The sequence below is a fragment of the Brevundimonas sp. EAKA genome (genome assembly GCF_000698025.1).
GTDB lineage: Bacteria > Pseudomonadota > Alphaproteobacteria > Caulobacterales > Caulobacteraceae > Brevundimonas > Brevundimonas mediterranea_A.
This window is the reverse complement of sequence record NZ_JMQR01000042.1, coordinates 1-24,779: the sequence shown is the minus strand read 5'-3', so window position 1 is coordinate 24,779 and position 24,779 is coordinate 1. Positions and strand designations below refer to the sequence as shown.

The 24,779-nt window shown below is 67.1% G+C and carries 22 protein-coding genes; 11 read left to right on the top strand and 11 right to left on the bottom strand.

Annotated features, from left to right (window positions below; genetic code table 11):
- Positions 1-71: 71 nt before the first annotated feature.
- From ER13_RS08075 to rpe, 3 genes are read right to left on the bottom strand one after another with little or no spacing between them, the layout of a single operon-like run.
- On the bottom strand, positions 72-416 hold the full coding sequence (locus ER13_RS08075) for a hypothetical protein (protein ID WP_008264109.1): 345 nt from the start codon (positions 414-416) through the stop codon (positions 72-74).
- Positions 413-2,260: a heparinase II/III family protein gene (locus ER13_RS08070; RefSeq protein ID WP_035308242.1), complete on the bottom strand. Its 1,848-nt coding sequence runs from the start codon at positions 2,258-2,260 to the stop codon at positions 413-415. The genes ER13_RS08075 and ER13_RS08070 overlap by 4 nt, the downstream gene beginning before the upstream one ends.
- Complete coding sequence (rpe, locus tag ER13_RS08065; protein ID WP_035308238.1) at positions 2,257-2,922, bottom strand: ribulose-phosphate 3-epimerase; 666 nt, start codon at positions 2,920-2,922, stop codon at positions 2,257-2,259. The genes ER13_RS08070 and rpe overlap by 4 nt, the downstream gene beginning before the upstream one ends.
- A 102-nt stretch (positions 2,923-3,024) precedes the next feature.
- On the opposite strand from rpe, the gene rhuM reads away from it, so the two are divergent.
- A complete protein-coding gene (rhuM, locus tag ER13_RS08060; protein ID WP_008260382.1) occupies positions 3,025-4,080 on the top strand; it encodes a RhuM family protein in 1,056 nt (351 codons plus the stop codon).
- On the opposite strand, the gene ER13_RS08055 is transcribed toward rhuM, so the two are convergent.
- Positions 4,077-5,414: an RsmB/NOP family class I SAM-dependent RNA methyltransferase gene (locus ER13_RS08055; RefSeq protein WP_052004999.1), complete on the bottom strand. Its 1,338-nt coding sequence runs from the start codon at positions 5,412-5,414 to the stop codon at positions 4,077-4,079. The two genes, rhuM and ER13_RS08055, sit on opposite strands and share 4 nt — an antisense overlap.
- A 65-nt stretch (positions 5,415-5,479) precedes the next feature.
- On the bottom strand, positions 5,480-7,456 hold the full coding sequence (locus ER13_RS08050; RefSeq protein WP_035308235.1) for a potassium transporter Kup: 1,977 nt from the start codon (positions 7,454-7,456) through the stop codon (positions 5,480-5,482).
- 168 nt (positions 7,457-7,624) lie between these two features.
- Between ER13_RS08050 and ER13_RS08045 the strand changes: the two genes are divergently transcribed.
- Positions 7,625-8,095: an Rrf2 family transcriptional regulator gene (locus ER13_RS08045; protein ID WP_035308233.1), complete on the top strand. Its 471-nt coding sequence runs from the start codon at positions 7,625-7,627 to the stop codon at positions 8,093-8,095.
- Positions 8,096-8,126: 31 nt separating this feature from the next.
- On the top strand, positions 8,127-8,924 hold the full coding sequence (locus tag ER13_RS08040; RefSeq protein ID WP_035308231.1) for an SDR family oxidoreductase: 798 nt from the start codon (positions 8,127-8,129) through the stop codon (positions 8,922-8,924).
- 3 nt (positions 8,925-8,927) lie between these two features.
- Here ER13_RS08040 and lpdA read toward each other — a convergent pair whose 3' ends face one another.
- The 4 genes from lpdA to ER13_RS08020 all read right to left on the bottom strand — a co-directional run bounded on the left by lpdA (position 8,928) and on the right by ER13_RS08020 (position 14,844).
- Positions 8,928-10,343, bottom strand: coding sequence for a dihydrolipoyl dehydrogenase (gene lpdA, locus ER13_RS08035; protein ID WP_035308229.1), 1,416 nt, complete (start codon positions 10,341-10,343; stop codon positions 8,928-8,930).
- Between the two features lie 436 nt (positions 10,344-10,779).
- On the bottom strand, positions 10,780-12,468 hold the full coding sequence (locus ER13_RS08030; protein WP_081836177.1) for a 2-oxo acid dehydrogenase subunit E2: 1,689 nt from the start codon (positions 12,466-12,468) through the stop codon (positions 10,780-10,782).
- Position 12,469: 1 nt separating this feature from the next.
- On the bottom strand, positions 12,470-13,537 hold the full coding sequence (locus ER13_RS08025) for an alpha-ketoacid dehydrogenase subunit beta (protein ID WP_081836178.1): 1,068 nt from the start codon (positions 13,535-13,537) through the stop codon (positions 12,470-12,472).
- A 59-nt stretch (positions 13,538-13,596) separates the two neighbouring features.
- Positions 13,597-14,844 carry a thiamine pyrophosphate-dependent enzyme gene (locus ER13_RS08020; RefSeq protein ID WP_231492503.1) on the bottom strand — a complete coding sequence of 416 codons (1,248 nt, stop codon included), beginning with the start codon at positions 14,842-14,844 and terminating at the stop codon, positions 13,597-13,599.
- A 149-nt stretch (positions 14,845-14,993) separates the two neighbouring features.
- Here ER13_RS08020 and ER13_RS08015 point away from each other — a divergent pair, with 149 nt between their 5' ends.
- The 6 genes from ER13_RS08015 to ER13_RS07990 all read left to right on the top strand — a co-directional run bounded on the left by ER13_RS08015 (position 14,994) and on the right by ER13_RS07990 (position 22,243).
- Positions 14,994-15,482 carry an Lrp/AsnC family transcriptional regulator gene (locus ER13_RS08015; protein WP_008259105.1) on the top strand — a complete coding sequence of 163 codons (489 nt, stop codon included), beginning with the start codon at positions 14,994-14,996 and terminating at the stop codon, positions 15,480-15,482.
- 56 nt (positions 15,483-15,538) lie between these two features.
- Positions 15,539-16,477, top strand: coding sequence for a pirin family protein (locus tag ER13_RS08010; RefSeq protein WP_035308226.1), 939 nt, complete (start codon positions 15,539-15,541; stop codon positions 16,475-16,477).
- Between the two features lie 78 nt (positions 16,478-16,555).
- On the top strand, positions 16,556-17,521 hold the full coding sequence (locus ER13_RS08005) for a WD40 repeat domain-containing protein (protein ID WP_035308224.1): 966 nt from the start codon (positions 16,556-16,558) through the stop codon (positions 17,519-17,521).
- The gene (gene mtgA, locus ER13_RS08000) at positions 17,521-18,216 is read left to right on the top strand and encodes a monofunctional biosynthetic peptidoglycan transglycosylase (RefSeq protein ID WP_035308223.1); all 696 of its coding nucleotides are present in this window, start codon (positions 17,521-17,523) and stop codon (positions 18,214-18,216) included. The genes ER13_RS08005 and mtgA overlap by 1 nt, the downstream gene beginning before the upstream one ends.
- Positions 18,217-18,316: 100 nt before the next feature.
- Complete coding sequence (locus tag ER13_RS07995) at positions 18,317-20,221, top strand: M2 family metallopeptidase (RefSeq protein ID WP_035308221.1); 1,905 nt, start codon at positions 18,317-18,319, stop codon at positions 20,219-20,221.
- Positions 20,222-20,323: 102 nt separating this feature from the next.
- Positions 20,324-22,243 carry a TadE/TadG family type IV pilus assembly protein gene (locus ER13_RS07990; protein ID WP_052004998.1) on the top strand — a complete coding sequence of 640 codons (1,920 nt, stop codon included), beginning with the start codon at positions 20,324-20,326 and terminating at the stop codon, positions 22,241-22,243.
- A 28-nt stretch (positions 22,244-22,271) separates the two neighbouring features.
- Here the strand turns inward: ER13_RS07990 and ER13_RS07985 are convergent, their stop codons facing one another.
- On the bottom strand, positions 22,272-23,183 hold the full coding sequence (locus tag ER13_RS07985; protein ID WP_035308245.1) for an isopenicillin N synthase family oxygenase: 912 nt from the start codon (positions 23,181-23,183) through the stop codon (positions 22,272-22,274).
- 254 nt (positions 23,184-23,437) lie between these two features.
- On the opposite strand from ER13_RS07985, the gene ER13_RS07980 reads away from it, so the two are divergent.
- Together ER13_RS07980 and ER13_RS18395 are read left to right on the top strand one after the other, a co-directional pair.
- Complete coding sequence (locus ER13_RS07980) at positions 23,438-24,112, top strand: OmpA family protein (protein WP_008261238.1); 675 nt, start codon at positions 23,438-23,440, stop codon at positions 24,110-24,112.
- Between the two features lie 135 nt (positions 24,113-24,247).
- Positions 24,248-24,415, top strand: a complete 168-nt coding sequence (locus tag ER13_RS18395) for a hypothetical protein (RefSeq protein WP_154726312.1) — start codon at positions 24,248-24,250, stop codon at positions 24,413-24,415.
- A gap of 141 nt (positions 24,416-24,556) precedes the next feature.
- On the opposite strand, the gene ER13_RS07975 is transcribed toward ER13_RS18395, so the two are convergent.
- The coding region (locus ER13_RS07975; protein ID WP_035308219.1) for an OmpA family protein at positions 24,557-24,779 on the bottom strand (223 nt) is incomplete at its 5' end.

Genomic DNA, 24,779 nt, shown 5'->3' with positions numbered 1-24,779 from the left:
GTAAAGGCTGGGGGAGGATGGCGCGGCGTCTAGCACCGGGGCGCCCGTGCGTCACCCCGTATGCGGACGGATCAGAGCAGGCCGAACCAGCGAAGCGCGTTGAGGATCAGCCCAAGCGCGATCAACGGACCGAAGACCCGAAAGGTGTGACGCGTGCATCGCTCGGGAAAGAAGGTGTCATAGGCGCCGTCCGGGCGGGCGCCGTAGCGGACGGCGACGGCCGTCAGAGGGCACTTCAGGCCGAAGCCGACGAAGACCACGACCTCAATGGCCACCAGGGTCAGGGCGACGTAAAGCCACGGCCCGCTTCGCCCCGAAATCCCAGCGTAGAGGACGGCGAAACAGGCCACGGACATGACGATATAGATGGCCGTATGCAGACCGCGCACGATCCGCAGGCGGCCGGCGTCGGTCACGTCGGATCGCCGCTCGCGCCCGCCGGGCTCAGCTTCCAGCGGATTCGGCTTTCGCTGTCGGTGCGGGCCGAGCCGCGCACGACGATCTGCAGCGAGCGGCGGGTCAGGCCGGCGTCGATATGGACGCTGGGCTCGATGGCCACATCCGGCCCGTCGGTGCGGAACCACCAGCCCCGGCCCGAGGCGCCGCGCAACAGGATCGAGCGGCGGTCCCGCGCCAGCGAGGCCTGGACCCCCGGCTCCAGATGGAAGCGGATGGCGTAGGGGGCCGCGATCTGGCGGATCATCTCCTTGCGGCCCGGCGTCGGGAACAGCTTCTCCTCAGCGCGCAGTTCGTCCATCCGCTGGTCCAGATAGAGACGGCGCTGGTGGTTCAGGCCGAAGGCCTCGTTCCAGCCGTCATGCTCCATGTCCAGCCAGACGGCGCCGTCGCCGTCGCGCTGGTCGGTGGTGACATGGATGGGCGGCCCGACCAGGCGTGGACCCAGCAGTTCGCCCTTCCAGCCGCCCAGCGGCTCGTTCAGCGACCGCTCGCCCAGGGTCAGGGTCGAATGGCCGGGCGTCAGCCGCAGGGCCTGACGATCCGTCGCCCGCGGGGTCCAGCCGGAGCCGGTCACCAGCCGGTCCTTGCCGCAGGCGATCTCCAGCGCCATCGGCTGGGCGCAGGCGGACGCCCCCCAGGCGCCCCCAGCCGGCGTGGCGGCGTCGGCGATGATGGCCAGCAAGGGGCTGGCGATCCGCGTCAGGCCGGCGACGGTTCCGGTCGGCGGATGAGCGGGATCGCCCTTGGTCGTGGCGGTCTCGTCATGGGCGCGGGCGGCGGCGACACGGGCGACGGTGGACGGTCCCCCGCCCTGGAAACTGGCCAGGCGACCGTCGGGCAGGGTCAGAAGCCGCAGGCCCTGCGTCAGGCGGGCGATGGCGCCCGACACGGCGTCCGGCGTCGGCTCGGACAGCTGGGCCAGGGCGTCGTCCAGGGTCAGCAGGTCGAGCAACAGCTCCAACCCGGCCTCGGGACTGCGTGACGCATGGCCGCCGTCGTCCAGGACCGTGGTCTTCAAGGCGCTCGTCAGGCCGCCCAGCGCGCGCCGCCGCAAGGCCTGACCCGGCGCCCCGGCCAGGACGCAGCCGCCGACAGCCGCCGCCGTCAACCGTTCGGCCCGGGTCGCCAGGCCGCCGGGCGGGCGCAGCAGCTGTCGGGTCTGGCGCGCCAGGCTGTCGGCCAGTTTCAGCCGCTCGGCCTCGGTCGCGACCGCGCCCATCTTGCGGGCGGCGCAGGCCAGGTTGATCACCCGGCGCGGCAGAATTTCGGGGCCCCAGGCGAAGGGCGACCAACGCGCGAAGGTGTCCGCCCAGGCGAGCGTCAGACGCAAGGCCTCGCGCGCGCCCCGCTCCCCCTGGGCCATCAAGGCCGGCAGCCAGTTGAAGGCATGGAGTTCTACGGCGAAGGGACGCGACGGGCTGGGGCGGTTCCACGGATCCGCCGGCGCCTCGACCTCCATCGAGGCGCCGGCCAGAACGAAACGACCGACCAGCAGATTCTTGCCCGGCGCCGGATCGTGCGGCCGGAAATCGCGCGGCGTGGCCGCGAAGGCCGTGACCTTGCCCCCGCCCAGGAACGGGCTCAGCGTCAGGCTGTAACCCGGCAGGCCGTACAGCTCGATCCACAGTTGACGGGTGACCAGGCGTCCGGCGATGGCCGGCCACAGGCCCGGTCCGGTCGCCGTCTCGCCCGACCGCACCGGGGTTCGCACCGGCGCGCCGGCCAAGCCGGGGATCTGACCCGAGGCCAGGTCTGGCGTGGCTTCGGCGCCGCGCGGGGCGAAGGGACTGATCGGGCTCACGCGGCGGCCGGGACGGCCTTCAGGGCGGCGATATTGGTCGCATAATCGCCCTTGAACACGAAGGAGCCGGCGACCAGGGCGTCGGCCCCGGCCGCGACGCAGGCCGCCGCATTGGCCGAGGTCACGCCCCCGTCCACCTGTAGATGGGCCGTCGATCCGGCGCGGTCCAGAATGGCGCGGGCGCCGGCGATCTTGCGCAGCGAACTGTCGATGAATTTCTGTCCGCCGAAGCCGGGATTGACCGACATGATCAGCACCAGGTCCACCAGATCGACCACCTCTTCGAGGATCGACAGGGGGGTGGCCGGATTGAACACCACCCCGGCCTTGGCCCCCAGCTGGCGGATGCGGGCCAGGGTGCGGTGCAGGTGCGGCCCGCTTTCGGGATGGACGGTCAGCAGGTCGGCCCCGGCGTCACGGTAGGCTTCCAGCCAGGGATCGACCGGCGCCACCATCAGGTGCACGTCGAACGGCAGGCTGGTGTGCGGACGGATCGCCTTCACGATGTCCGGACCCAGGGTGATGTTCGGCACGAAATGACCGTCCATCACATCGACATGGATCCAGTCGGCGCCCGCGGCTTCCAGCGCGCGGACCTCTTCTCCCAGCCGCGCGAAATCGCTGGCGAGGATGGACGGGCAGATCAGGGGGGTGAGGGCCATGGCCACGGGATAAGGCGGCGAGGCGGGTCGAGCAACCGGCTTGGCGAAGACGATCCGCCGTGTTCTACTCTTGTTCACGCCAAATCCACCCTGGAAGCCCCGATGTCGATGGAAGACCTGTCCGCCGCGGAACCGGTCCGAGTGTTCGAGGACGGGTCCGGCGACCGCTTCCTGATCTATGGCGCCCATGACGGGGCGCGGGTCGAGATCCGCTTCGACGGCGACGCCCTGTGGATGAGCCAGGCCCAGATCGCGGGCCTATTCGGCCGCGACGTCTCCGTGATTTCGCGCCACATCGCCGCCATTCTGGAAGAGGGCGAATTGGGCGAGGCCGCCGATTTGCATTTTATGCAAATTAAGGGGCCGGCAGATCGCATGGTCAGGGCCTACAGCCTCGATATGGTGATCTCGGTCGGCTACCGGGTCAGTTCGGCGCAGGCGACCCTGTTTCGTCGCTGGGCGACGGCGGTGTTGATCCGCTTCGCCACGCGCGGCTTCGTCGTCGACGCCGAGCGGATGAAGGCTGGTGGCGAGCAGGATCGCATCCGCGAACTGCGCGACATCATCCGCGACATTCGCAGCGAGGAAGCGAATCTCTATGCGGAAATCCGACGCATCTGCAGCCTGTGCCAGGATTATGACCCCAAGTCGGACGCTTGGCGAACCTTCTATCGCAATACCCAGGCCAAGCTCTGCTTCGCCGTGACAAGCCAGACGCCCGCCGAGGTGCTGGTGGCGCGCGCAGACCCGGCGGCGGCCGACATGGGCTTGCAGACCTGGAAGGGCGAACGGATCGGCGCGGCCGATGCGACCGTGGCCAAGAACTTCCTGGCGCCGGGCGAGGTGCGGGAGTTGAACCGGCTGACCGACCTGTTGCTGACCATCTTCGAGGATCAGCTGGAGACCAGCCGTCTGACGACCATGGCCGAGGCGGCGGCCCTGCTGGATGCGCAGTTGAAAGGGCTGGGCCGCGTCGTACTTACCGACGGCGGGCGCGTGTCCCGAGACGACGCCGACCGCTACGCCAAGGCGGCCTACAAGGCCTTCGACGCCGAGCGGAAGGCGCAGGAAAAAGCGAGGATCGAGCGGGATTACGCCGAACTGCGCAAATCCGCCGACACCCTGTCCGCGTCGAACCGCGCGTCTCGAAAACCCTAGGCGATCCGTTCCAGCTTGGCGGCGAAGAAGCCGTCCAGACCGCCGTGTTCGGCCCACATGGACGGCAGGATGCGCAGCCAGCCTTCGAGCGTCAGGGCCTCGGGCGGGGCGCCCAGGGCCGCAGGGTCCGCCGCGACGGTGCGGAAACCGGGGTTGCGGCGCAGGAAGGCGATCACCTGGGTCTCGCCCTCCTCGCGCTCCAGGGAACAGGTGCAATAGACCAGACGGCCGCCCGGCTTGACCCGTTCGGCGGCGGCGTCGAGCAGCCGGTGCTGGACGTCGGCCAGTTTGGCGACCTCGGCCGGCTTGGTGGCGCGCAGGACTTCGGGGTTGCGGCGGAAGGTGCCTGTGGCGGTGCAGGGGGCGTCCAGAAGCACGGCGTCGAAGCGGCGGTCATCCTCCCAGTCCTCGGCCGGGACGGCGATCACTTCGGCGGTCAGGCCGGTGCGCTCGAGATTCTGGCTGAGGCGCTTCAGGCGCGGGGCCGAGCGGTCCAGGGCGACAACCGAGGCGCCGGCGGCGGCCAGTTGCAGGGTCTTGCCGCCAGGAGCGGCGCACATGTCCAGGGCGGTCTCGCCGGGCTTGACGCCCAGCAGACGGCCCGGAACGGCGGCGGCGGCGTCCTGGACCCACCAGTCGCCGTCGTCGAATCCGGGCCAGGTCGCGACGTCGCCGCGACGGCCGGTGCGGACGGTGCCGCCCTCAAGCGCCTCGCCCTCGACGGCGGCGGCCACGGCGGCAGGATCGACGCCGGGCTTGAGGCTGAGATCCGTCGCCGGCTCCTCACGGGCGGCCAGGGCCAGGCCGGTGAGGGCGGCCTCGCCATAGGTCGCCTTCCAGCGAGCGGCGATCCAGTCGGGCAGATTGCTCTCAGCCGTGGTCAGGCCGGGGCCGTCGCGGCCGACGCCGCGCAGCACGGCGTTGACCAGATTCTTGTAGGGCCGGGTCTTGGGATCGCGCTCGGCCAGCTTCACGGCCGTGGACACGGCGGCGAAGGCGGGGGTCTCCAGCACCAGGGTCTGGGCCAGGGCGATGCGCATCAGGGTGCGGACCGCCTCGGGCGGCGACTTCTGCAGACGGCGGTTCAGGATCTGGTCGATCTCGCCCAGACGACGCAGGGCGGCCATGGCCACGGCGCGGGCGAAGGCGCGGTCGACGGGCTCCAGCGCGCGGGCGGCGGGCTGGGACAGGGCCTCGTCCAGGCCGTTGCGCTTCTCAAGCGCGGCGTTCAGCAGGATGCCCGCCACCACCCGGGCCTCGACGCCGATGTCGTCCTGCGACGGAGCTTGCGCCACCTCGACCGGCGCCGGGCGCGGCCGGCCCTTGGTCGCCATGCGGCGACCGCGCGCCTGTGAGCTGTGACCGCCGCCCCGTCCTTCAGAACCACGTCCTTCGGAACTCATACGGCCACCTGCGCGCCCAGCTCGACCACACGGCCGGGCGGGATATGGAAGAAGTCGGTCGGGTTGGCGGCGTTGCGCATCAGGAAGATGAACAGCCGGTCCTGCCACAGGGGCATGCCCTGGCGCGCCGACGGGATCAGCGAACGGCGGCCCAGGAAGAAGCTGGTCGACATGATGTCGAACTTCAGTCCCTGTTTGCGGCACAGACCCAGGGCGCGGGGCACGTTCGGCGTCTCCATGAAGCCATAGGTGATGGTCAGCTTCTTGAAGTCGTCGTTGATCGGCTCCATCCGCACCCGGTCGGCTTCCTTGACGCGCGGCCGTTCGGAGGTGCGCACGGTCAGGATGACGTTCTTCTCGTGCAACACCTTGTTGTGCTTGAGATTGTGCATTAGGGCGACCGGCGCCACGTCGGGATCGCTGGTCAGGAAGATCGCGGTGCCAGGCGCGCGGTGCGGCGGTCGGGCCTGAAGCATCTCGATCAGGTCGTTCAGCGGCAGGCTGTCCTTGCGGGTCTTGGCCGTCAGGATCTGGGTGCCGCGCACCCAGGTCCACATGATCAGGACTAGGCAGGCGCCCAGGACCAACGGCATCCAGGCGCCGTCTGGGATCTTCAGCAGGTTGGAGGTCAGGAAGACGCTGTCGATGAAGGCGAACGGAACCAGGGTCCCGGCCACCGCCCACATCGGCCATTTCCAGCCCTTGCGGATCACCGAATAGGCCATCAGCGTATTGACCAGCATGGTCCCCGTGACGGCCACGCCATAGGCGGCGGTCAGATTGTGCGAGCTCTGGAACACGACCAGCAAGACCAGCACCCCGATCATCAGGAAGCTGTTGACCGCCGGCACGAAGATCTGGCCGGCCTGGGTTTCGGAGGTGTTGCGGATGTCGATGCGCGGCAGAAGGCCCAACTGGACAGCCTGTTGGGTGACCGAGAAGGCGCCGGTGATCACGGCCTGCGAGGCGATGACGGTGGCGGCCGTGGCCAGGATCAGCATGGGCCAGTAGGCGAACTCGGGCACCATGTTCCAGAACGGGTTTTCGGCCGAGCCGGGATTGTCGAGGATCAGGGCGCCCTGGCCCAGATAGTTCAGCGTCAGGCAGGGCAGGACGAAGGCCAGCCAGCCCATGCGGATCGGCGCCTTTCCGAAATGGCCCATGTCCGCATACAGGGCCTCCGCGCCGGTCACGGCCAGGAAGACGCTGCCCAGGATGATGAAGCCCAGGAAACCGTCCTTCAACAGCAGCATGACGCCATAGTGGGGCGACAGGGCGCGCAGCACGCTGACGTCGTCGAAGATGTGGTACAGGCCCAGCCCGCCCAGGCACAGGAACCAGACGGCGGTGATCGGGCCGAAATATTTGGCCAGGCTGGCGGTGCCGCGCGACTGGGCCATGAACAGGGCGATCAGGATTCCGGCCGAGATCGGCACGATGAACGGATCGAGCTTGCCCGACAGGCCCGGCGCGTCCTGCAGGCCCTCGACGGCCGACAGAACCGAAATGGCGGGCGTGATGATGCCGTCGCCATAGAAGAGGGCCGCGCCGCAGACGCCCAGGATGAAGATCCAGGCGCTGCGCCGGCCGACCGCGAACTGGGCCAGGGCCATCAGCGACAGGGTGCCGCCTTCGCCCTTGTTGTCGGCGCGCATCAGGAAGAAGACGTATTTGAACGTCACCACCACCATCAGGGCCCAGAAGGCCAGGGAGACGACGCCGATCACGGCCAGGTCGCCGCCGACGCCCGACTGGGCGTGGGCGATGGCTTCACGCAGGGCGTAAAGCGGGCTGGTGCCTATGTCGCCGAACACCACGCCGATCGCGCCCAGGGTCAGGGCCCAGAAGCCGCCGTGCTTGGCGATCTGGCCCCCTGGAGCGTGGGACTCGGGTCCCGTGGCGTGGGTGGGTTTGTCCGGCGTGTTCGACGCGGCGGGGAGAGCGCCCGCGTCGTGGGGAGTATCCCCGGCCATGCGTATCCTCCGGGTCTCCGACGACAGGTCGAGCCCTTCAAAGCGGCGAGCCTTTAGGCCCATTCCGCGCCCGCTTCAATCGTGGGCGCGGGGATTCGGTTTCCCCTTGCACCACAAGGATTTGTGATTCGGTCCAGGAGCGCCTATTTTCCTTACAGGAACACAACCATGTCAGACAGCCAGCGCTTCCCCGTCGCCGCCCACGCCTTGGCCTATATGGCCCACAAGGGCGCTTTTTCGCCTGCCCAGGCGGCGCCCAGCGCCTTGCTGGCGGCGTCCGTCCCGACCAATCCTGTCGTGGTGCGGCGCGTGACGGCCCTGCTGGCCAAGGCGGGACTGATCGCCACCCGTCCCGGCGCCACCGGCGGATCCTGGCTGCTGCGCCAACCGGAAGACATCCGACTGGACGAGGTGCTGAAGGCGGTGAACGGCTGCGCCCACATCGGTTCGCCCCCCGCTGGGGCCAAGGGCTGCCCGATCAGCGAACATATTCCCCGCCAGGTCGCCAAGGCCCTGACCGCCGCCGACGAGGCCGCGACCGAGGCCCTGTCCAAGATCACCATCGCCGACCTGCTGGACGAGAACCCCCTCTCCCTGGCCGCCTATACGCCCCACGCCTCCTGCCCCGTCGCGGCATGAGCATGGGACCTGGGCGGCGCCGGATCGACGCATGAAGCGGACGGTGCTGATCACGGGCGCCTCCGCCGGCATCGGCGCGGCCCTGGCCCGCACCTACGCCGCCGAGGGCTGGGACCTGATCCTGACCGCCCGGCGAGAAGGGCCGCTCGTGACCCTGGCCGAGGCCCTGTCCGCCGCCCATGGCGTCGTCGCGACCGTCCTTCCCGAAGACCTGTCGGACCCAGCGGCGCCCGAACGTCTGATCGCCGCCGTCACGGCGCGCGGCCTGACCGTCGACGGCCTGGTCAATAATGCGGGCTTCAGCCGCGTGACCGGCTTTCTCGACACCGACCTGGCCGCCCACCGCGCCATGATCCAGGTCATGCTGACGGCGCCGGTCGAGCTGTCGCGCCTGCTGCTGCCCGGCATGGTCGAGCGACGCTTCGGCCGGGTGCTGAACGTCGCCTCCCTGGCCGGCCAGATGCCCGCGACCGGCGGCGACACCCTGTATGGACCGATCAAGAGCTTCCTGATCAAGGCGTCCCAGGGCCTGTATCTGGAAACCTTGGGAACCGGGGTCCACGTCACGGTGCTGAACCCCGGCTACACCTTGACCGAGTTTCACGACGTCAACGGCTCGCGCGATCAGGTGTCCAGCGCCTATCCGGCCTGGATGTGGATGGACGCCGCCCGCGTCGCCCGCATCGGCTACGACGCCTGCGAGGCGAACCGGCCCAGCCTGACCCCCGGCGTCATGAACAATCTGATGGCCGGCCTGGCCCGCTTCCTGCCCGACGGCCTGGCGCTGCGCATGGTGGCGAACCACGCCAGGCGGCTGGACCGGCTTTAGCCGTCAGATGTGGATCGCGTGCCCCAGGGCGCGCAGGGACGCCTCGTGGAAGGCCTCGCCCAGGGTCGGGTGGACGTGGATGGTCCCCGCCACGTCTTCCAGCACAGCCCCCATCTCCAGCATCTGGGCGAAGCTGTTGCTGAGTTCCGACACATGCTGGCCGACCGCCTGGACGCCCAGGATGCGGTGATCCGACTTGGAGGCGATGACCCGCACGAAGCCGCCGTCCTCGCCCGCCTCGATGGCCAGGGCGCGACCGATGGCGGCGAAGGGGAAGACGGACTGGATCACATCGTCACGGCCCGCGACATCGTTCGGACCCAGACCGGCCGAGACGATTTCCGGCTCGGTGAAACAGACGGCGGCGATGGCGACCGGATCGAACACCCGGTCGTGCCCACCCTTTCCTGAAGAATGGGCGATGATTTCCGCGACCACCTCGCCCTGGGCCGAGCCCTTGTGGGCCAGCATGGGTTCGCCGGTCAGGTCGCCGACGGCCCAGACGTTCTTCATCGAGGTGGCGCAGCGGTTGTCGATCTTCACGAACGGACCGGCCATGGCCACGCCCATATTCTCCAGACCCCAGCCCTGGGTGCGAGGGCGACGACCCACGGTGACCAGCACCTTGTCGGCGTCCAGTTGCAGCGGTTCGCCGTCCCTGGTCGTGACGTTCAGCCTGCCGTTCCCGAACCCGCCGGCCCGCGCCCCCAGGTGCAACTCCACGCCGTGCGTCTCCAGCCACTTCGCAACCGGATCGGTCAGGGCCTTGTCATAAAGGGGCAGGATTCGCTCGGCCATTTCGACGATGGCCACCTCGGCGCCCAGCTTCCTGAAGGCGATGCCCAGCTCCAGCCCGATATAGCCGCCGCCGACGACGACCAGCTTCTTGGGCACGTCCGACAGGCTCAGCGCCTCGGTCGAGGAGATGACGTCGCCGCCAAACGGCAGGAAGGGCAGTTCGACCGGTTCCGAACCCGTGGCCAGGATCACGTGTTCGGCGGTGATGCGGATGTCGCCGTCGTCGGTTTTCACCACGCAGGTCTTGGCGTCCTCGAAGGCCGCCCAGCCCTTGATGACCTTGACCTTGGCCTTCTTCAGCAGGGCCGTGACCCCGGCGTTCAGCTTACGGACGATCCCGTCCTTCCACTCGACCGTCTGCTTCAGGTCGATGGCCGGCTTGGCTGCCGTGATGCCCAGGTTCCCGCCGCCGGCCGCCTTGGCCACGGTCTCGAACTTGCCCGCCGCATGGATGATGGCCTTGGAGGGAATACAGCCGACGTTCAGGCAGGTCCCGCCGAGGCCGTCGCCGCCGTCCACCAGCACGGTGTCCAGCCCCAGCTGGCCGCAACGGATGCCCGCGACATAGCCGCCGGTGCCCGCGCCGATGATCAGGACTTTGGTTTTTAGGGTCTGAGTCATTGACGCTCGCAACGTGGGAGGGGACGAGACATTCGGCGATCATAATCCGCCACTTCGTCTCTAACTGGATCCCGATTAGCTTCGTAAGTGCGACGATCGACCTGGAACGTATCGATCTGACCTCTTTTGAACATGCTGGAGCAGCCACGACTCCCGGCGAAGTCCAGCCAGGCTGTCGAGCATGTGATCCTTACTGTTGCAGGGCGCGAGACACGCGCTCCGCGGAGGGTTCGAATCGGACGAATGGTGGCGGTGATTTCGTAGAAGACGTCCTGAGACGGCGACCATCTGGAAGACTGTTCTCGACGGATTGTCAGTTGGTCCACTCGGCCTGTGATCACGCTAACCTGGCTAATGTCCAGGTCCGTGCACCGAACAGGTTCATCACCCGCAAGCAGTGACAGAGCGGCCAGAAGGGGCGAAACGAACACTAAGGTCACCCCATCCAAAGCGTCGCCGGCTGCTCAAGCAAGCCCTTGATCCGCTGGACGAAGACCGCCGCATCATGCCCGTCGACGATCCGGTGGTCGAAGCTGGACGACAGGTTCATCATCTTGCGCACGACCATCTGGCCGTCGCGGACCACGACCCGTTCGGCGATCTTGTTGGGGCCGACGATGGCGACCTCGGGGTGGTTGATGATCGGGGTGTGGACCACCCCGCCCAGGGTCCCCAGCGAGGTGATGGTGATGGTCGAGCCTGACAGTTCCTCGCGCTTGGCCGAACCGTCCTTGGCCGCGCCCGAGACGCGGGCGATCTCCAGAGCCGTGTCCCAGGCGTCGCGCGCCTCGGCGTGGCGGACCACCGGCACCATCAGGCCGTTCGGCGTCTGGGCGGCGATGCCCAGATGGACCGGGGCGTGCTGGGTCAGGACGCCGGCCTCGTCGTCATAATGGGCGTTGATCTGCGGCTGGTCGCGCAGAGCCACCACGATGGCGCGGGCGAGGAAGGGCAGCAGGTTCAGCTTGGGCTGATCCTTCGCCTTGGTCGCGTTCAGGTGGGCGCGAAGCTCCTCCAGCGCCGTGACGTCGATCTCCTCCACATAGGTGATGTGGGGAATGCGGCGCACGCTGTCAGCCATCTTCTCCGCGATCTTGCGGCGCAGGCCGATGATGCGGACCTCGGTGGTCCCTTCGGCCCGAGCGAAGGTCGAGCCGGCCGCCGGTGCGGTCGCCGGCTGGGCGCCGCCACGCGCGATGAAACCGTCCAGGTCCTCGTGCGTGATCCGCCCGGCCGGCCCGGAGCCGGGCACGAAGGTCAGGTCCACGCCCAGATCCCGCGCGCGGTTGCGCACGGCGGGCGAGGCGGACGGGCGTTCGCCGGGCGCGGGGCCGGTCAGGGCGGGGGGGACGGACTTGCCCCCCTCCCCCGCTGCGCGGGCGCTCCCCCCAGGAGGGGGAGATTTCGGGGCGGGCGTCGGCGCTGATCCTCCCCCCTTGGAGGTGTCGCCGGAGGCGACGGAGGGGGCGTGAACGGGGCTCTTGGCGACATTTCCGGCGCCCGCCACATCGAAGGCCACCAGCGGGCCGCCGACCGGGACCTGCTGCCCCGCCTCGCCGTACAGGGCGACGACGACGCCGGCGACCGGCGAGGTGATCTCGACCGTCGCCTTGTCGGTCATGATGTCGGCGATGATCTGGTCTTCCTCGACCGCATCCCCGACCTTGACGTGCCAGCCGACCAGCTCGGCCTCGGCCGTGCCTTCACCCACGTCGGGCAGTTTGAAGACGTAGTTGCCGGTGGGTGCGGCGTCAGCCCCCTCCGTCGCCTTCGGCGCCGCCTCCCCCAAGGAGGGAGATTTGGATGCTGCGCGATCTCCCCCCCTTGGGGGGAGCACCGGCGAAGCCGGGGAGGAGGGCGTCGCCTCATCCGCATTCCCCGCCCCCTCGACCTCGAACTCCACCAAGGGCCCGCGCACCGGCACCATGGCGCCGGGCTCGCCGTGCAGGGCGATGACCTTGCCCGACACCGGGGCGGTGATCTCGACGGTGGCCTTGTCGGTCATGACGTCGGCGACGATCTGGTCCTCGGCGACCATGTCGCCGACCTTGACGTGCCAGCCGACCAGTTCGGCCTCGGCGGTGCCTTCGCCCACGTCGGGCAGTTTGAAGACGAAACGACCCATATCAGCGTCCTCCGGTCATGACGCTCTTCAAGGCGTCTGCGACCCGTTGCGGCCCGGGGAAATATTCCCATTCGAAAGCATGGGGATAGGGCGTGTCCCAGCCGGTGACGCGCGCGATGGGCGCCTCCAGATGATAGAAGCAGCGCTCCTGAACCAGGGCCGACAGTTCGCCGCCGAAGCCCGAGGTCTTGGGCGCCTCGTGTACGATGACGCAACGGCCGGTCTTCTTCACGCTGGCCTCGATGGTCTCGATGTCTAGCGGCACGAGCGAGCGCAGGTCGATGACCTCGGCGTCCACGCCCGCATGTTCGGCGCCGGCCAGGGCGACCCAGACCATGGTGCCATAGGCCAGGATGGTGACGTCGTTCCCCTCGCGCATGACACGCGCCTTGCCGATGGGCTCGACATATTTGCCGGCCGGCACCTGGGCCAGGTCCTGCGCCTTCCACGGCGAGACCGGCTTCTCGTGCCAGCCGTCGAACGGGCCATTGTAGAGGCGTTTCGGTTCGAAGAAGACGACCGGATCATCGTCCTCGATGGCGGCGATCAACAGGCCCTTGGCGTCATAGGGGTTGGACGGAATGATGACCTTCAGACCCGCAATATGAGTGAACAGGCTTTCGGGGCTCTGGCTGTGGGTCTGGCCGCCGAAGATGCCGCCGCCGTAGGGGCTGCGGATCGTAATCGGGCTGGTGAACTGGCCGCCCGAGCGATAGCGCATCTTGGCCGCTTCCGAGACGATCTGATCGTAGGCCGGATAGATATAGTCGGCGAACTGGATCTCGACGACCGGCCGCAGGCCATAGGCGCCCATGCCGATGGCGGCGGCGACGATGCCGCATTCGCTGATCGGGGCGTCGAAGCTGCGGGTCAGGCCGTGCTTCTGCTGCAGCTTGTCGGTGACGCGGAAGACCCCGCCGAAATAGCCCGCGTCCTCGCCGAACGACAGGACGTTGGCGTCCTCGCTCATCTTGACGTCGATGGCCGAGTTCAGGGCCTGGATCATGTTCATCGGCTGCACGCCCGAGCCGGTCGCTTCCGAGGCGGGGGCGGCGTTCTGGTCGACCATGTCCGGCTCGACGCCGTCGTTGCGATCGGCGTCGGTGAAGGTGGTTTGCGCGCTCATGGTCAGACCCCCACCTCGCGGCGCTGTTCGATCAGCCGCCAGTCTTCGGTCGCATAGACCTCTTCGAACATCGTCTTCACGCTGGGGCGCGATTGTCCCAGGGTGCCGATGGCTTCGGATTCCTTGCCGGCGGCGCGGACCTGTTCGACCGCCTCGCGCAGGGCGACGGCGTGGCGCTCGTCATCCCACTCGCCGATGACGGTCAGGTGCTGGCGCAGCCGCTCCAGCGGATCGCCCAGCGGCCATTTCTCGTGCTCGTCGCCGGGGCGGTAGCGGCTGGGATCGTCGGAGGTCGAGTGCGGGGCGCCGCGATAGGTGAACAGTTCGATCACCGTCGCCCCCTGGTTCGACCGGGCGCGCTCTTCGGCCCACTGGGTCGCCGCCCAGACCGCCAGGAAGTCGTTGCCGTCCACCCGCAGGGCCGGCAGTCCATAGCCGATGGCCTTGGAGGCGAAGGTGGTCTCCAGCCCGCCGGCGATCCCCTGGAAGGAGCTGATGGCCCACTGGTTGTTGACGATGTTCAGGATGACCGGCGCGCGATAGACGGATGCGAAGGTCAGGGCGTTGTGAAAATCGCCCTCGGCCGTGGCGCCGTCGCCGATCCAGCTGATGGCGATCTTGTCGTCGCCCTTGTAGGCGCTGGCCATGGCCCAGCCGACCGCCTGGGGCACCTGGGTGCCCAGATTGCCGCTGATGGTGAAGAAGCCGTAGTCCTTGGCCGAATACATGATCGGCAGCTGACGCCCTTTGATCGGGTCCGCCGCGTTGGAATAGATCTGGTTCATCATCTCGACCAGCGGATAGCCGCGGGCGATCAGCAGCCCCTGCTGGCGATAGGTCGGAAAACCCATGTCCTCGCGGCTCAGCAGCATGCCTTGCGCGACCGCGATGGCCTCCTCGCCGGTGCATTTCATGTAGAAGCTGGTCTTGCCCTGGCGGTGGGCGCGGTGCATTCGGTCGTCGAAGGCGCGGGTCAGGATCATGGCCTTCAGGCCGCGACGCAGGGTCTCCGGATCCAGACGCGGATTCCACGGACCGACGGCCTGGCCGTCGTCGTCCAGCACCCGGATCAACCGGAACGCAAGGTCGCGCATCTCGTAAGGCGTCGTGCCCACCTCGGGCCGTTCGACGGCGCCGGGGGCGTCCATCACCAGATGACTGAAGTCCGGCCCATCGCCCGGCCGCCCCGAGGGCTCGGGCACGCGAAGCGACAGCGGCCGGCTGTTCTTTTGGCTCATTTTGTCGTTCATGCGGGCGTCCATGTCCGTTCGGGGGTCCGTCCGAGTTTCCTCTGGACGTTTGATAACACGGCGCCTAAGCAGGCGCTCGCTCAATTTGACCTTGCGAAATCCCGATTTAGGGTATTTTATTTCGCCATAACGATAATCGGAGAAACGCATTGGCGGACGAACTCGATCCCATCGACGCTCGGATCCTGGATATCCTGCAACAAGACGCCGGTCTGTCGGTCGCGGAAGTCGCGGATCGCGTCGGTCTGTCGGCCTCGCCCTGCTGGCGTCGGATCAAACGACTGGAGGATTCCGGCCTGATCACCAAGCGGGTCACCCTGCTGAACGCCAAGCTTCTGGGTCTCGACTTCGAAGTCTACGCCATCGTCAAACTGATGCTGCCGTCGGCCGAGAATCTCGACATCTTCGAAGGCGCCGTCGCCAAATGGCCGGAAGTGGTCCAGTGCGCCACCATCACGGGGCGCGAGGACTATGTGCTGCGCATCATCACCTCGGACATGCACGCCTTCGACAAGTTCCTGCGCGAGAAGCTGCTGGCCCTGGGCATCGTCTCCGACTGCGAGAGCCATATCGTCACGCGCGGCGTGAAGAATGTGACCGCCCTGCCTCTTGGCATAGTGACCCCTCACGTCGGATAAGGCCGTTCGGCGGGCCTTTCCACTGAGGGCCCTGGTCCGCCGAGGGGATGCCGAACATGATCGAACTGGTGATCGACGCGCGCCGCAAGGACCTGGGCGGGTTCGAGGTCGGCCGCGTCCTGCCCTTCCATTCGCGCCGGATGGTCGGGCCCTTCATCTTCCTGGACCAGATGGGGCCGGCCGAGTTCGCGCCGGGCTCGGACGCCATCGACGTGCGGCCGCACCCGCACATCGGCCTGTCGACCCTCACCTATCTGTTCGAGGGTGAGATCATGCACCATGACAACCTCGGCTATAATCAGGTCATCCGCCCCGGCGAGGTGAACTGGATGACGGCCGGCAAGGGCATCGTTCATTCCGAGCGCACCGATCCGCTGAAGCGCAGCCAGGGCGGGCCGATGCACGGGATGCAGGCCTGGGTCGCCCTGCCCGACGAGGCCGAGGAGATCGATCCCGCCTTCCATCACCTGGATGAGGACGCCCAACCCGCCTACGAAAACGGCGGTCTGTTTGCGCGTCTGGTGGCGGGCGAAGCCTATGGCGCCAAGGCGGCCGTCCCGGTGTCCTCGCCCCTCTTCTATGTGCACTGGGAGCTTCAGCCCGGCGTCCGCACCGCGCCGCCTCCCGGCAAGGGCGCCGGCGGCATGAGCGAGCGCGCCCTCTATGTGGCCAAGGGCTCCATCGAGGTCGGCGACCGCACCTTCCACGAAGGCCAGATGATCGTGCTGGAACCGACGGCCGAACCGACCGTCAAGGCCCTGGTCCAATCCACCGTCATGGTCCTGGGCGGCGAGCCGGTCGGCGAACGCCTGATCTGGTGGAATTTCGTCGCCTCCAGCCAGGCCCGCATCGACCAGGCCAAGGCCGACTGGAAGGCGGGCCGGATGGCCCTGCCCAGCGAGGACGATCTGGAGTTCATCCCCCTCCCGGACGAACCCGCCAAGGCCCAGGCCGCGCCGGCGCCGGTCGAGCCCAAGCCCACAGATCCGGTATAATCTTCTCCTTCCCCATAAAGGGGAAGGAGAAGAAGCCCCCATTTGCCCCCGCTGCCGCAACCCGCTAACGCGTCCCGCATGAACTTCGATTTCGACGCCCAGGTCACCGCCGCCCTGTTCGACAACGCCGGCGCCGTCTTCGCCCTTGGCGACGGCTCGGTCCGGTTCGAGGATGGCGCGACGGTCCAGGCTCATGACGGCGCCGTGCTCTGCGCCGCCGTCCATCCGACCGGCGAGGGCGTCGTCACCGGCGGCGACGACGGCCAGGTGGTCTGGAGCCGCCGCGGCGAGGACGCCATGGTCCTGGCCACCGCAAAGAACCAGTGGATCGACTCCATCGACGCCTCGGCCGCCTCCGGCCTGGTCGCCTTCTCCTGGGGCCGCACCCTGTCGGTGATCGATCCGAAGGACGCCGGCTTCCGCCGCGACTTCCAGCACGAACGCACCGTCTCCGGCGTCGCCTTCGATCCCAAGGGCCGGCGCATCGCCACCTCGACCTACGGCGGCGCCGCCCTCTGGTACGCCCGGATCGAGAAGCAGCAGCCGGTCAAACTGGCCTGGGCCGGATCCCACACCGCCGTGGCCTTTTCACCCGACGGGGCCTTCGTGGTCACCACCATGCAGGACAGCCAGCTGCACGGCTGGCGGCTGAAGGACGCCAAGAACCTGCGGATGGGCGGCTATCCGTCCAAGGTCCGCTCGCTGGCATTCCTCGCCAACGGCCAGCTGCTGGCCACCTCGGGCGCCCAGGGCGCAGTCCTGTGGCCCTTCATCGGCTCGAACGGGCCCATGGGACGCGAGGCGACCGAGATCGGCTATGACGACACCACCCTGGTCAATCTGGTCTCGGCCCGGACCGAGCACGGCCTGCTGGCCGCCGGCCTGACCGACGGCCGGGTCTGGGTCGCCCATCCGGCCTCTCATGGTCTGAACTTCGTCAAGGCCGAGAAGGGCCCCTCCATCGTCGCCCTGTCCCTCAGCCCGGCCGCCGACAAGGTCGCCTGGGCCGACGAGGGCGGGGCCGCAGGGGTCCTGATCCTCTAATGGCGCGCGGGCGGAAAAAGGGTTGGTTGCGGGCGGCCCTGATCGCCCTGGCGGTCCTGGCCCTGCTGCCGATCGGCGGCGTCTTGATCGTCGCCGTCCTGCCGCCCGCCCCGACCATATTGATGCTGCGCCAGGCCGTGCGCGGCGAGGGTCTGGACTATCAGTGGCGCGGTCTGAACGACATCTCGCCCAATCTGGTCAACGCCGCCATCGCCGCCGAGGACGCCCGTTTCTGCAGCCACCACGGCTTCGACATCGAGGCGATCCAGAAGGCTTTGGATCACAACGCCGAGGGCGGCCGCATCCGCGGCGGCTCGACCATCAGCCAGCAGACCGCCAAGAATGTCTTCCTCTGGCCGGGCCGCGACTGGATCCGCAAGGGGCTGGAGGCCGGCTACACCGTCCTGATCGAAACCGTCTGGTCCAAGCGCCGGATCATGGAGGTCTATCTGAACGTGGTCGAATGGGCCCCGGGCGTCTATGGCGCCCAGGCCGCCGCCCAGCACTGGTTCGGCAAGGACGCCGCCGACCTGACCCCGCGCGAGGCGGCGCGTCTCGCCGCCATCCTGCCCGCCCCGCGTCGCTACAAGGCCGCCTCGCCCGGCCCCTATGTCCGCCGGCGCGCCTCACGCATCCAGGCCGCCATGGGGACGGTCCGCAACGAGGGTCTGAACGCCTGCGTCCGGCTCAAATAGGCCGACGGCCGATAGCCCAGAATAATCTCCGCTGAACCGCTCCGCTTGACGGCGGATCAGGCCTGACCTCTCCTGCGCCCGCTGTTCAGGAGATCCCATCATGAAGCGTCAGATGATGACCGCCGTCGCGGTCTGCGCCCTCGCCCTTACCGCCGGCTGCGCCGCCACCACGACCTCGGGCGAGGCCCGGCCCCTTCAGGCCGACGGCGGCGCCCAGACCTTCACCCCCGCCCCGGTGACCGCCACCGGCCTGCGCGCCGACTATCCGACGACCGTCGAGGGCGCGACCCAGTTCGTCGCCGACGCCGAGGCCAAGATGCTGACCTTCGGCGAATACGCCGCCCGGGTGCAGTGGGCGCGCGCCACCAACATCACCTTCGACACCATGTGGCTGGAGTCCAAGGTCAACGCCGAGGCGACCGAGCTTCAGGTCCAGTTCGCCAACCAGGCGGCCAGGTTCAATGACGTCGCCGTCGATCCGGTCGTCCGCCGCAAGCTGAACCTGCTGCGGCTCGGCATCGTCCTGCCCGCCCCCAACCGCCCCGGCGCGGCCGAGGAACTGTCGCAGATCACCACCCGGCTGGACTCGACCTATTCCACCGGCAAGTTCGACTTCAAGGGTCAGCCGATCACCCTGGACGAGGCCTCGCTGATCCTGGCCGACAGCCGCGACCCGAACGAGACCAAGGCCCTGTACGAAGGCTGGCGCACCATCTCGCCGGTGATGAAGAACGACTACGCCCGCATGGTCGAGATCGCCAACGAAGGCGCGCGCGAACTGGGCTTCGCCGACACCGGCGCCCTGTGGCGTTCCGGCTACGACATGCCCGCCGACGATTTCGCCGAGGAGACCGACCGGCTGTGGGCGCAGGTCAAACCCTTCTACGAGAACCTGCACTGCTATGTCCGCGCCCGGCTGAACGCCAAATACGGCGACGCGGTCCAGCCCGACCACGGCCCGATCCGCGCCGATCTGCTGGGAAACATGTGGTCGCAACAGTGGGGCAATATCTATGACGTCGTGGCCCCGACCAGCGGCGGCGCCTCCAGCTACGACCTGACCGAACTGCTGAAGACCGCCGACTACGACCCCGTGAAGATGGTGAAGACGGGCGAGGGCTTCTACGTCTCACTGGGTCTTGACCCTCTGCCCCAGACCTTCTGGGAACGCAGCCAGATCGTGCGCCCCCGCGACCGCGAGGTCGTCTGCCACGCCTCGGCCTGGGACCTCGACAACGCCGACGACATCCGCATCAAGATGTGCACCAACGTCAACGGCGACGACTTCTACACCGTCCACCACGAGCTGGGTCACAACTACTACCAGCGCGCTTACAAGAACCAGCCGATGCTGTTCCGCAACGGGGCCAATGACGGCTTCCACGAGGCCATCGGCGACTTCGTCGGCCTGTCAGCCCTGACCCCCACCTATCTGAACCAGATCGGCCTGCTGAAGACGACGCCGGGGGCGGAAGAGGATATTCCCTTCCTGCTGAAGATGGCGCTGGACAAGATCGCCTTCCTGCCCTTCGGCCTGATGGTCGACCGGTGGCGCTGGGGCGTCTTCTCCGGCGAGACGTCGCCGGACCAGTACAACGCCGCCTGGACCGCCGACATGCTGAAATACCAGGGTCTGGTCCCGCCGGGGCCGCGTCCGACCAACGCCTTCGACCCGGGCGCAAAATATCACGTGCCGGGCAACACCCCCTACACCCGCTATTTCCTGGCCCACATCTACCAGTTCCAGTTCCAGCGCGCGGCCTGCAAACAGGCCGGCTGGACCGGCCCGCTGCACCGCTGCTCGGTCTATGGAAACGAGGCGGTCGGAGCCCGTTTCAACGCCATGCTGGAGATGGGCCAGTCCAAGCCCTGGCCCGAGGCCATGCAGGCCTTCACCGGCGAGACCGCCAACGACGCCTCCGCCGTCGCTGACTATTTCGCGCCTCTGAACCAATGGCTGACCGTCCAGAATCGTGGCCACGACTGCGGCTGGTCAGAGGCTTGAGCCTTATGCGTCGTTAACCCTGACGCTTCAGCCTTCCCTTAACCGCATGACGGCATTCTGTCGTCATGCGGGCGGGGTGCGCCCGGCAGGGAAGCGACGAACTTGGCCTCTCAAACGATCCATCGGGCGGTCGGCCGCCTTCGCAAACTCGTCTCGCGCCTGCGCGACGACCGGCGCGGCAATGTGGCGATGATCTTCGGCCTCAGCCTGCCGGTCATCGTCATGCTGGCGCTCGGCGGCGTTGATCTTCACAGGATCACGACCGCGAGATCGCAGTTTCAGGACGCACTGGACGCCGCGACCCTGGCCGCCGCGCGCTCCTCCGAAACGACTCCAGCGGGTCTGAAGAGCGTCGCCCTGGCGACCCTGCACGGCAACCTTCAGGGCACGGAGGTGGAGAAGATCAATGACGCCGACGTCAGCGTGTCCATGAGCGCCAACAACGTCGTGATCGCCACCGCCCAGGGTCAGGTGAAGACCCTGGTCGCCAACATCGTCCTGCCGCCCTATGGCCAGCTCCTGGACGACAGCCTGCCGATTTCAGCCCACTCCGAAGTCAACCGCTCGTCGAAAGACGTCGAAGTCGCCTTGGTGCTCGATATTACGGGCTCAATGGCCAACAATAATCGGATCGGCGACCTGAAGAACGCCGCGCGCCAGCTGATCAACCTCGTTGTTCAGCCCGCGAACAAGCAGACTCCCTATTACTCGAAGATGGCCATCGTTCCCTATTCGGTCGGTGTGAATATGGGATCATATGCCGTCGGCGCACGAGGTCCGCTCGCTCAGCCCACCAACATTACCGGCGCTGTGTGGGCGGCCGCCACAGGCAAGGCCATCAGTAAGGCGACCCGCGCGTCGCCCGGCGTCATCACCGCAAACGGCCATGGCTTGGCGACAGACGACTACGTCTGGATCAGCAATGTCAGCGGGATGACCAATCTGAACGACAGAGTGTTTCGAGTCACCCGTATTGACGCGAACAAGGTGACGCTGCGCTACAATAATGGAACGGGTTGGTATCCGCTCGATACGACCAACTACGGCACATACAATAGAGGCGGGCAGATTCGGCGTTGCGCAAGATCCGATTGCTACATAACCATCACCTCTCAGAACCACGGAATATCAGTTGGAGAAGGCCTTGAGCTCAAAGGGATAAAGGGGATGACGGCGTTAAACGACAAGCTGTACGAAGCTTACGAAGTGACGCAAAACTCCTTCACCGTTCCCGTTGGGGGCGCCCAGTACGCGGACTATATCAGCAATGGGACTGTACAGTGCGGTCGCGATGGTTGCGCGAAGCGCATTTTTAGGGACGATTATTATAAGTCTCTTACGGTTTTCGACGCGAGCAATTGCGTTAGCGAGCGCATCGGGGCAGGCGCCTATGATGATCGGGCGCCGGGCGTCGGGGCATATGTTGGTCGGAACTATCCGGCAATGGCGCGATCAACGCCCCGATCTGCCGGCAATCCATGCCCAGGACCGACCATACAGCCGCTCACAGCTGAGATACCCACCCTTACAACCCTGGTGGACAGCCTGAATGTGACTGGCTCGACAGCCGGACAGATCGGACTAGCCTGGGGCTGGTACGCCGTCTCGAGCAATTTCAACAAACTTTGGCCGTCCAACAGCGCCGCCGCCTACGACAATACGAAGGTGCTCAAGGCTGTAATCCTGATGACGGACGGGGAGTTCAACACCCCCTATTGCCAAGGCGTCATCGCACGCGACGCTGGGGGCGGATCGGGCAACGCCTACGACAAGATCGACTGCGACGCCACAAACGGCGACCCGTTCGACCAGGCTGCAGAACTGTGCGCCGCCATAAAGGCCCAGGACGTGATCGTCTACACCGTCGGTTTTTCGATCGAATCAGGAACGGACGCGGCGCGAATTCTGAAGGAGTGCGCCTCCGACGAGGATAGAGCCTATTTGCCGCAATCGGGCGCGGATCTTTCTGCCGACTTCCAGGCGATCGGTCGCGAAATCACCCGACTTCGCATATCGCGTTAATTGCGGTTCGCAGGATGAAACGACACCGTCACAGCAACCGGATCTCGCGCAAGCGCTCGGCCAGATAGTCTTCGGCGGTGATCGCTTTGCCAGCGTAGCGGTCTGGATTGTCCGGCGTTATCGCTCTCGGCAGGGTTTCGATCAGGAAATCCGGATTGAAGTGCAGGAAGAAGGGCGTCGAATAGCGGGCGAAGCCACGCCGCTCCGGCGCAGGATTGACCACCCGGTGCGTCGTCGACGGCAGGACGTGGTTGGTCAGCCGTTGCAGCATGTCGCCGATATTGATCACCAGGGCCCCCGGCGGCGGCGCGATGTCCAGCCAGCTGCCGTCCTTCTCCTTCAGCTGCAGCCCCGCCTCCTCGGCGCCTAGCAGCAGGGTGATGACATTGATGTCCTCATGGGCGCCGGCGCGCACCCCCGGCGCATCAGCCGGCACGGGCGGATAGTGCAGCAGGCGGAGCACGCTGTTGCCCATCTCGACCTTGTCCTCGAAATAGGCGTCGCCGAGGTCCAGGTAACGGGCGATAGCCTTCAGGATCTTGCGCCCCAGGGCGTCAAGCTCCTCGTACAGGCCATAGACATTAGCCTTGAATCCGGGCGTCTCCACCGGCCAGACATTATCGCGCATGAAACGACGATAGGGGTGGCCCTCCGGCAACTCGCGCCCGACATGCCAGAACTCCTTCAGATCGACGGATGCGGCCCCTTTGGCCGCTTCCACGCCGAACGGGGTCAGGCCGCGCGCGCCGCCTGTTCCCGGTTGATGATACTGGCGCTTCACCGCCTCAGGCAGGGCGAAGAAGCTTTTGGCGTCGGCAAGAGCTGCGGCGATCCGGGCGTCATCCAGCGCATGGTCGGCCACCACCGCGAACCCATACTCCACGAACGAGGCGCCCAGAGCGTCGCTGAACCCCTGGAAGTCAGCATCATATCGCTTCATCGACACGGGCGTGACGGCGCGCACGGTGACGGCAGGGGCGGTTTCGTTGGGGCTCGAACTCACGGGGGCGTCGTCCTCGGTCTAAAGAATGTGCGGCGGTTCCCTTACGCCTATTCCGCGGCCGTGTCAGTTCGTGGGCGATCCCTCCCTCTGCCCGTGGAGCGCAAAATGCGCTCGTTCACTTGAGGTACAGCTTGGAACCTTGACAGTAGGCGCGCGTTTTACGCCAGACAGAAATTCGGAAGGATTATTCCATGCGCGCCAAGATCATTGTCGCCAGCGTTTCCATTGCAGCCCTGCTGGGAACGGCGGCCTGCACCACGACCGACCCCTACAGCTCGACACCGACCCGCAACAACACCGGCACCGGCGCCATAGCTGGCGCATTGGGCGGCGCTCTGCTGGGCTATCTGACAAACACTTCAAACGGCGAACAGGGCCGCAAGAATGCTCTCATCGGAGCCGGTGTCGGCGCCCTGGGCGGCGCAGCCGTGGGCCAGTACATGGACCGCCAGCAGCGCGCCATGGAGGCTGAACTGTCCGGCAGCGGCGTCGGCGTCGCTCGCCAGGGCGACAACCTGGTTCTGCGCATGCCGTCGGATGTGACCTTCGCCACCAACCAATCCTCGATCGATCCGCGCTTCCTGCCGGTGCTCGACGACGTGGCGCGGGTGCTTCAGGAATATGACCGCTCAACCATCGACGTGATCGGCCACACCGACTCGACCGGCGGAGACGCCATCAATCAGCCCCTGTCCGAGCGTCGCGCCGCCAGCGTGGCTTCGGAACTGGTTCGTCGCGGCGTGATCGCCGAGCGGCTCTACGTCGCCGGCAACAGCTCGCGTAATCCAGTGGCCTCCAACGCCACGCCGGAGGGCAAGGCTCAGAACCGTCGCGTCGAGATCCTTATCCGGCCGTTCACGGGCTGATCGGGTTCGATAGTGATGGAGCTCGAGGGGGCGGCGCCGCTGGGCGCCGCCCCTTTTCGCAGGATGGACACTGTTCCGTGACTTGCGCCGACGCGCCCCCTCATGGTTGAGCGAGGCGTTGAGGTGGAGAGTCCAGTGACGCCGGAAGGTCGTGAGTTCACGCAAACGCTCAAGCTTGCGGCTGTCGCCGTGGTGTGTGCGGTCCTGACGGCGACATTGGTGATCGGCGCCGGCGAGGCGTTGTTGCGTCAATCTCGATCGGCCGAATCCGCACCGCCATTGCTGACTCAAGCTGCCAACTGAACCGAAACTTGAAGCCGGGCCGCCGCGGCGCATTCAGGCCAAGAAAAACGCCGTCTCCAAGCGGAGACGGCGTTCAGTCTTTCAACCCTTCTTGTCTGTCTTCGGTCGGCCTGAAAGAGCAGGCCGACCGTCGGGACAGGCTTAGAAGTTGATGTTGATCGTCGCGCGACGGTTGAGCGGCTCACGCACGCCGTCAGCGGTCGGCTTGGCCAGGGCGGTTTCGCCCTTGCCGTCCAGGGCGATGACGCCGCCGTTGACGCCTTGGGCGACCAGGGCGTCCGCGACGGTGCGCGAACGACGGTTCGACAGGCCGAGGTTATAGGCGGCCGAGCCCGAGGTGTCGGTGTAGCCGACGATCAGGACG

What these genes read in the sequence shown, in the direction of transcription:
- rpe (WP_035308238.1), bottom strand. Translation starts at nt 2,922, where the DNA reads ATGGCCCTCACCCCCCTGATCTGCCCGTCCATCCTCGCCAGCGATTTC.
- rhuM (WP_008260382.1), top strand. Translation starts at nt 3,025, where the DNA reads ATGTCGATGGAAGACCTGTCCGCCGCGGAACCGGTCCGAGTGTTCGAG.
- ER13_RS08055 (WP_052004999.1), bottom strand. Translation starts at nt 5,414, where the DNA reads ATGGCGACCAAGGGCCGGCCGCGCCCGGCGCCGGTCGAGGTGGCGCAA.
- ER13_RS08050 (WP_035308235.1), bottom strand. Translation starts at nt 7,456, where the DNA reads ATGGCCGGGGATACTCCCCACGACGCGGGCGCTCTCCCCGCCGCGTCG.
- ER13_RS08045 (WP_035308233.1), top strand. Translation starts at nt 7,625, where the DNA reads ATGTCAGACAGCCAGCGCTTCCCCGTCGCCGCCCACGCCTTGGCCTAT.
- ER13_RS08040 (WP_035308231.1), top strand. Translation starts at nt 8,127, where the DNA reads ATGAAGCGGACGGTGCTGATCACGGGCGCCTCCGCCGGCATCGGCGCG.
- lpdA (WP_035308229.1), bottom strand. Translation starts at nt 10,343, where the DNA reads ATGACTCAGACCCTAAAAACCAAAGTCCTGATCATCGGCGCGGGCACC.
- ER13_RS08030 (WP_081836177.1), bottom strand. Translation starts at nt 12,468, where the DNA reads ATGGGTCGTTTCGTCTTCAAACTGCCCGACGTGGGCGAAGGCACCGCC.
- ER13_RS08025 (WP_081836178.1), bottom strand. Translation starts at nt 13,537, where the DNA reads ATGGTCGACCAGAACGCCGCCCCCGCCTCGGAAGCGACCGGCTCGGGC.
- ER13_RS08020 (WP_231492503.1), bottom strand. Translation starts at nt 14,844, where the DNA reads ATGAACGACAAAATGAGCCAAAAGAACAGCCGGCCGCTGTCGCTTCGC.
- ER13_RS08010 (WP_035308226.1), top strand. Translation starts at nt 15,539, where the DNA reads ATGATCGAACTGGTGATCGACGCGCGCCGCAAGGACCTGGGCGGGTTC.
- ER13_RS08005 (WP_035308224.1), top strand. Translation starts at nt 16,556, where the DNA reads ATGAACTTCGATTTCGACGCCCAGGTCACCGCCGCCCTGTTCGACAAC.
- mtgA (WP_035308223.1), top strand. Translation starts at nt 17,521, where the DNA reads ATGGCGCGCGGGCGGAAAAAGGGTTGGTTGCGGGCGGCCCTGATCGCC.
- ER13_RS07995 (WP_035308221.1), top strand. Translation starts at nt 18,317, where the DNA reads ATGAAGCGTCAGATGATGACCGCCGTCGCGGTCTGCGCCCTCGCCCTT.
- ER13_RS07985 (WP_035308245.1), bottom strand. Translation starts at nt 23,183, where the DNA reads ATGAAGCGATATGATGCTGACTTCCAGGGGTTCAGCGACGCTCTGGGC.
- ER13_RS07980 (WP_008261238.1), top strand. Translation starts at nt 23,438, where the DNA reads ATGCGCGCCAAGATCATTGTCGCCAGCGTTTCCATTGCAGCCCTGCTG.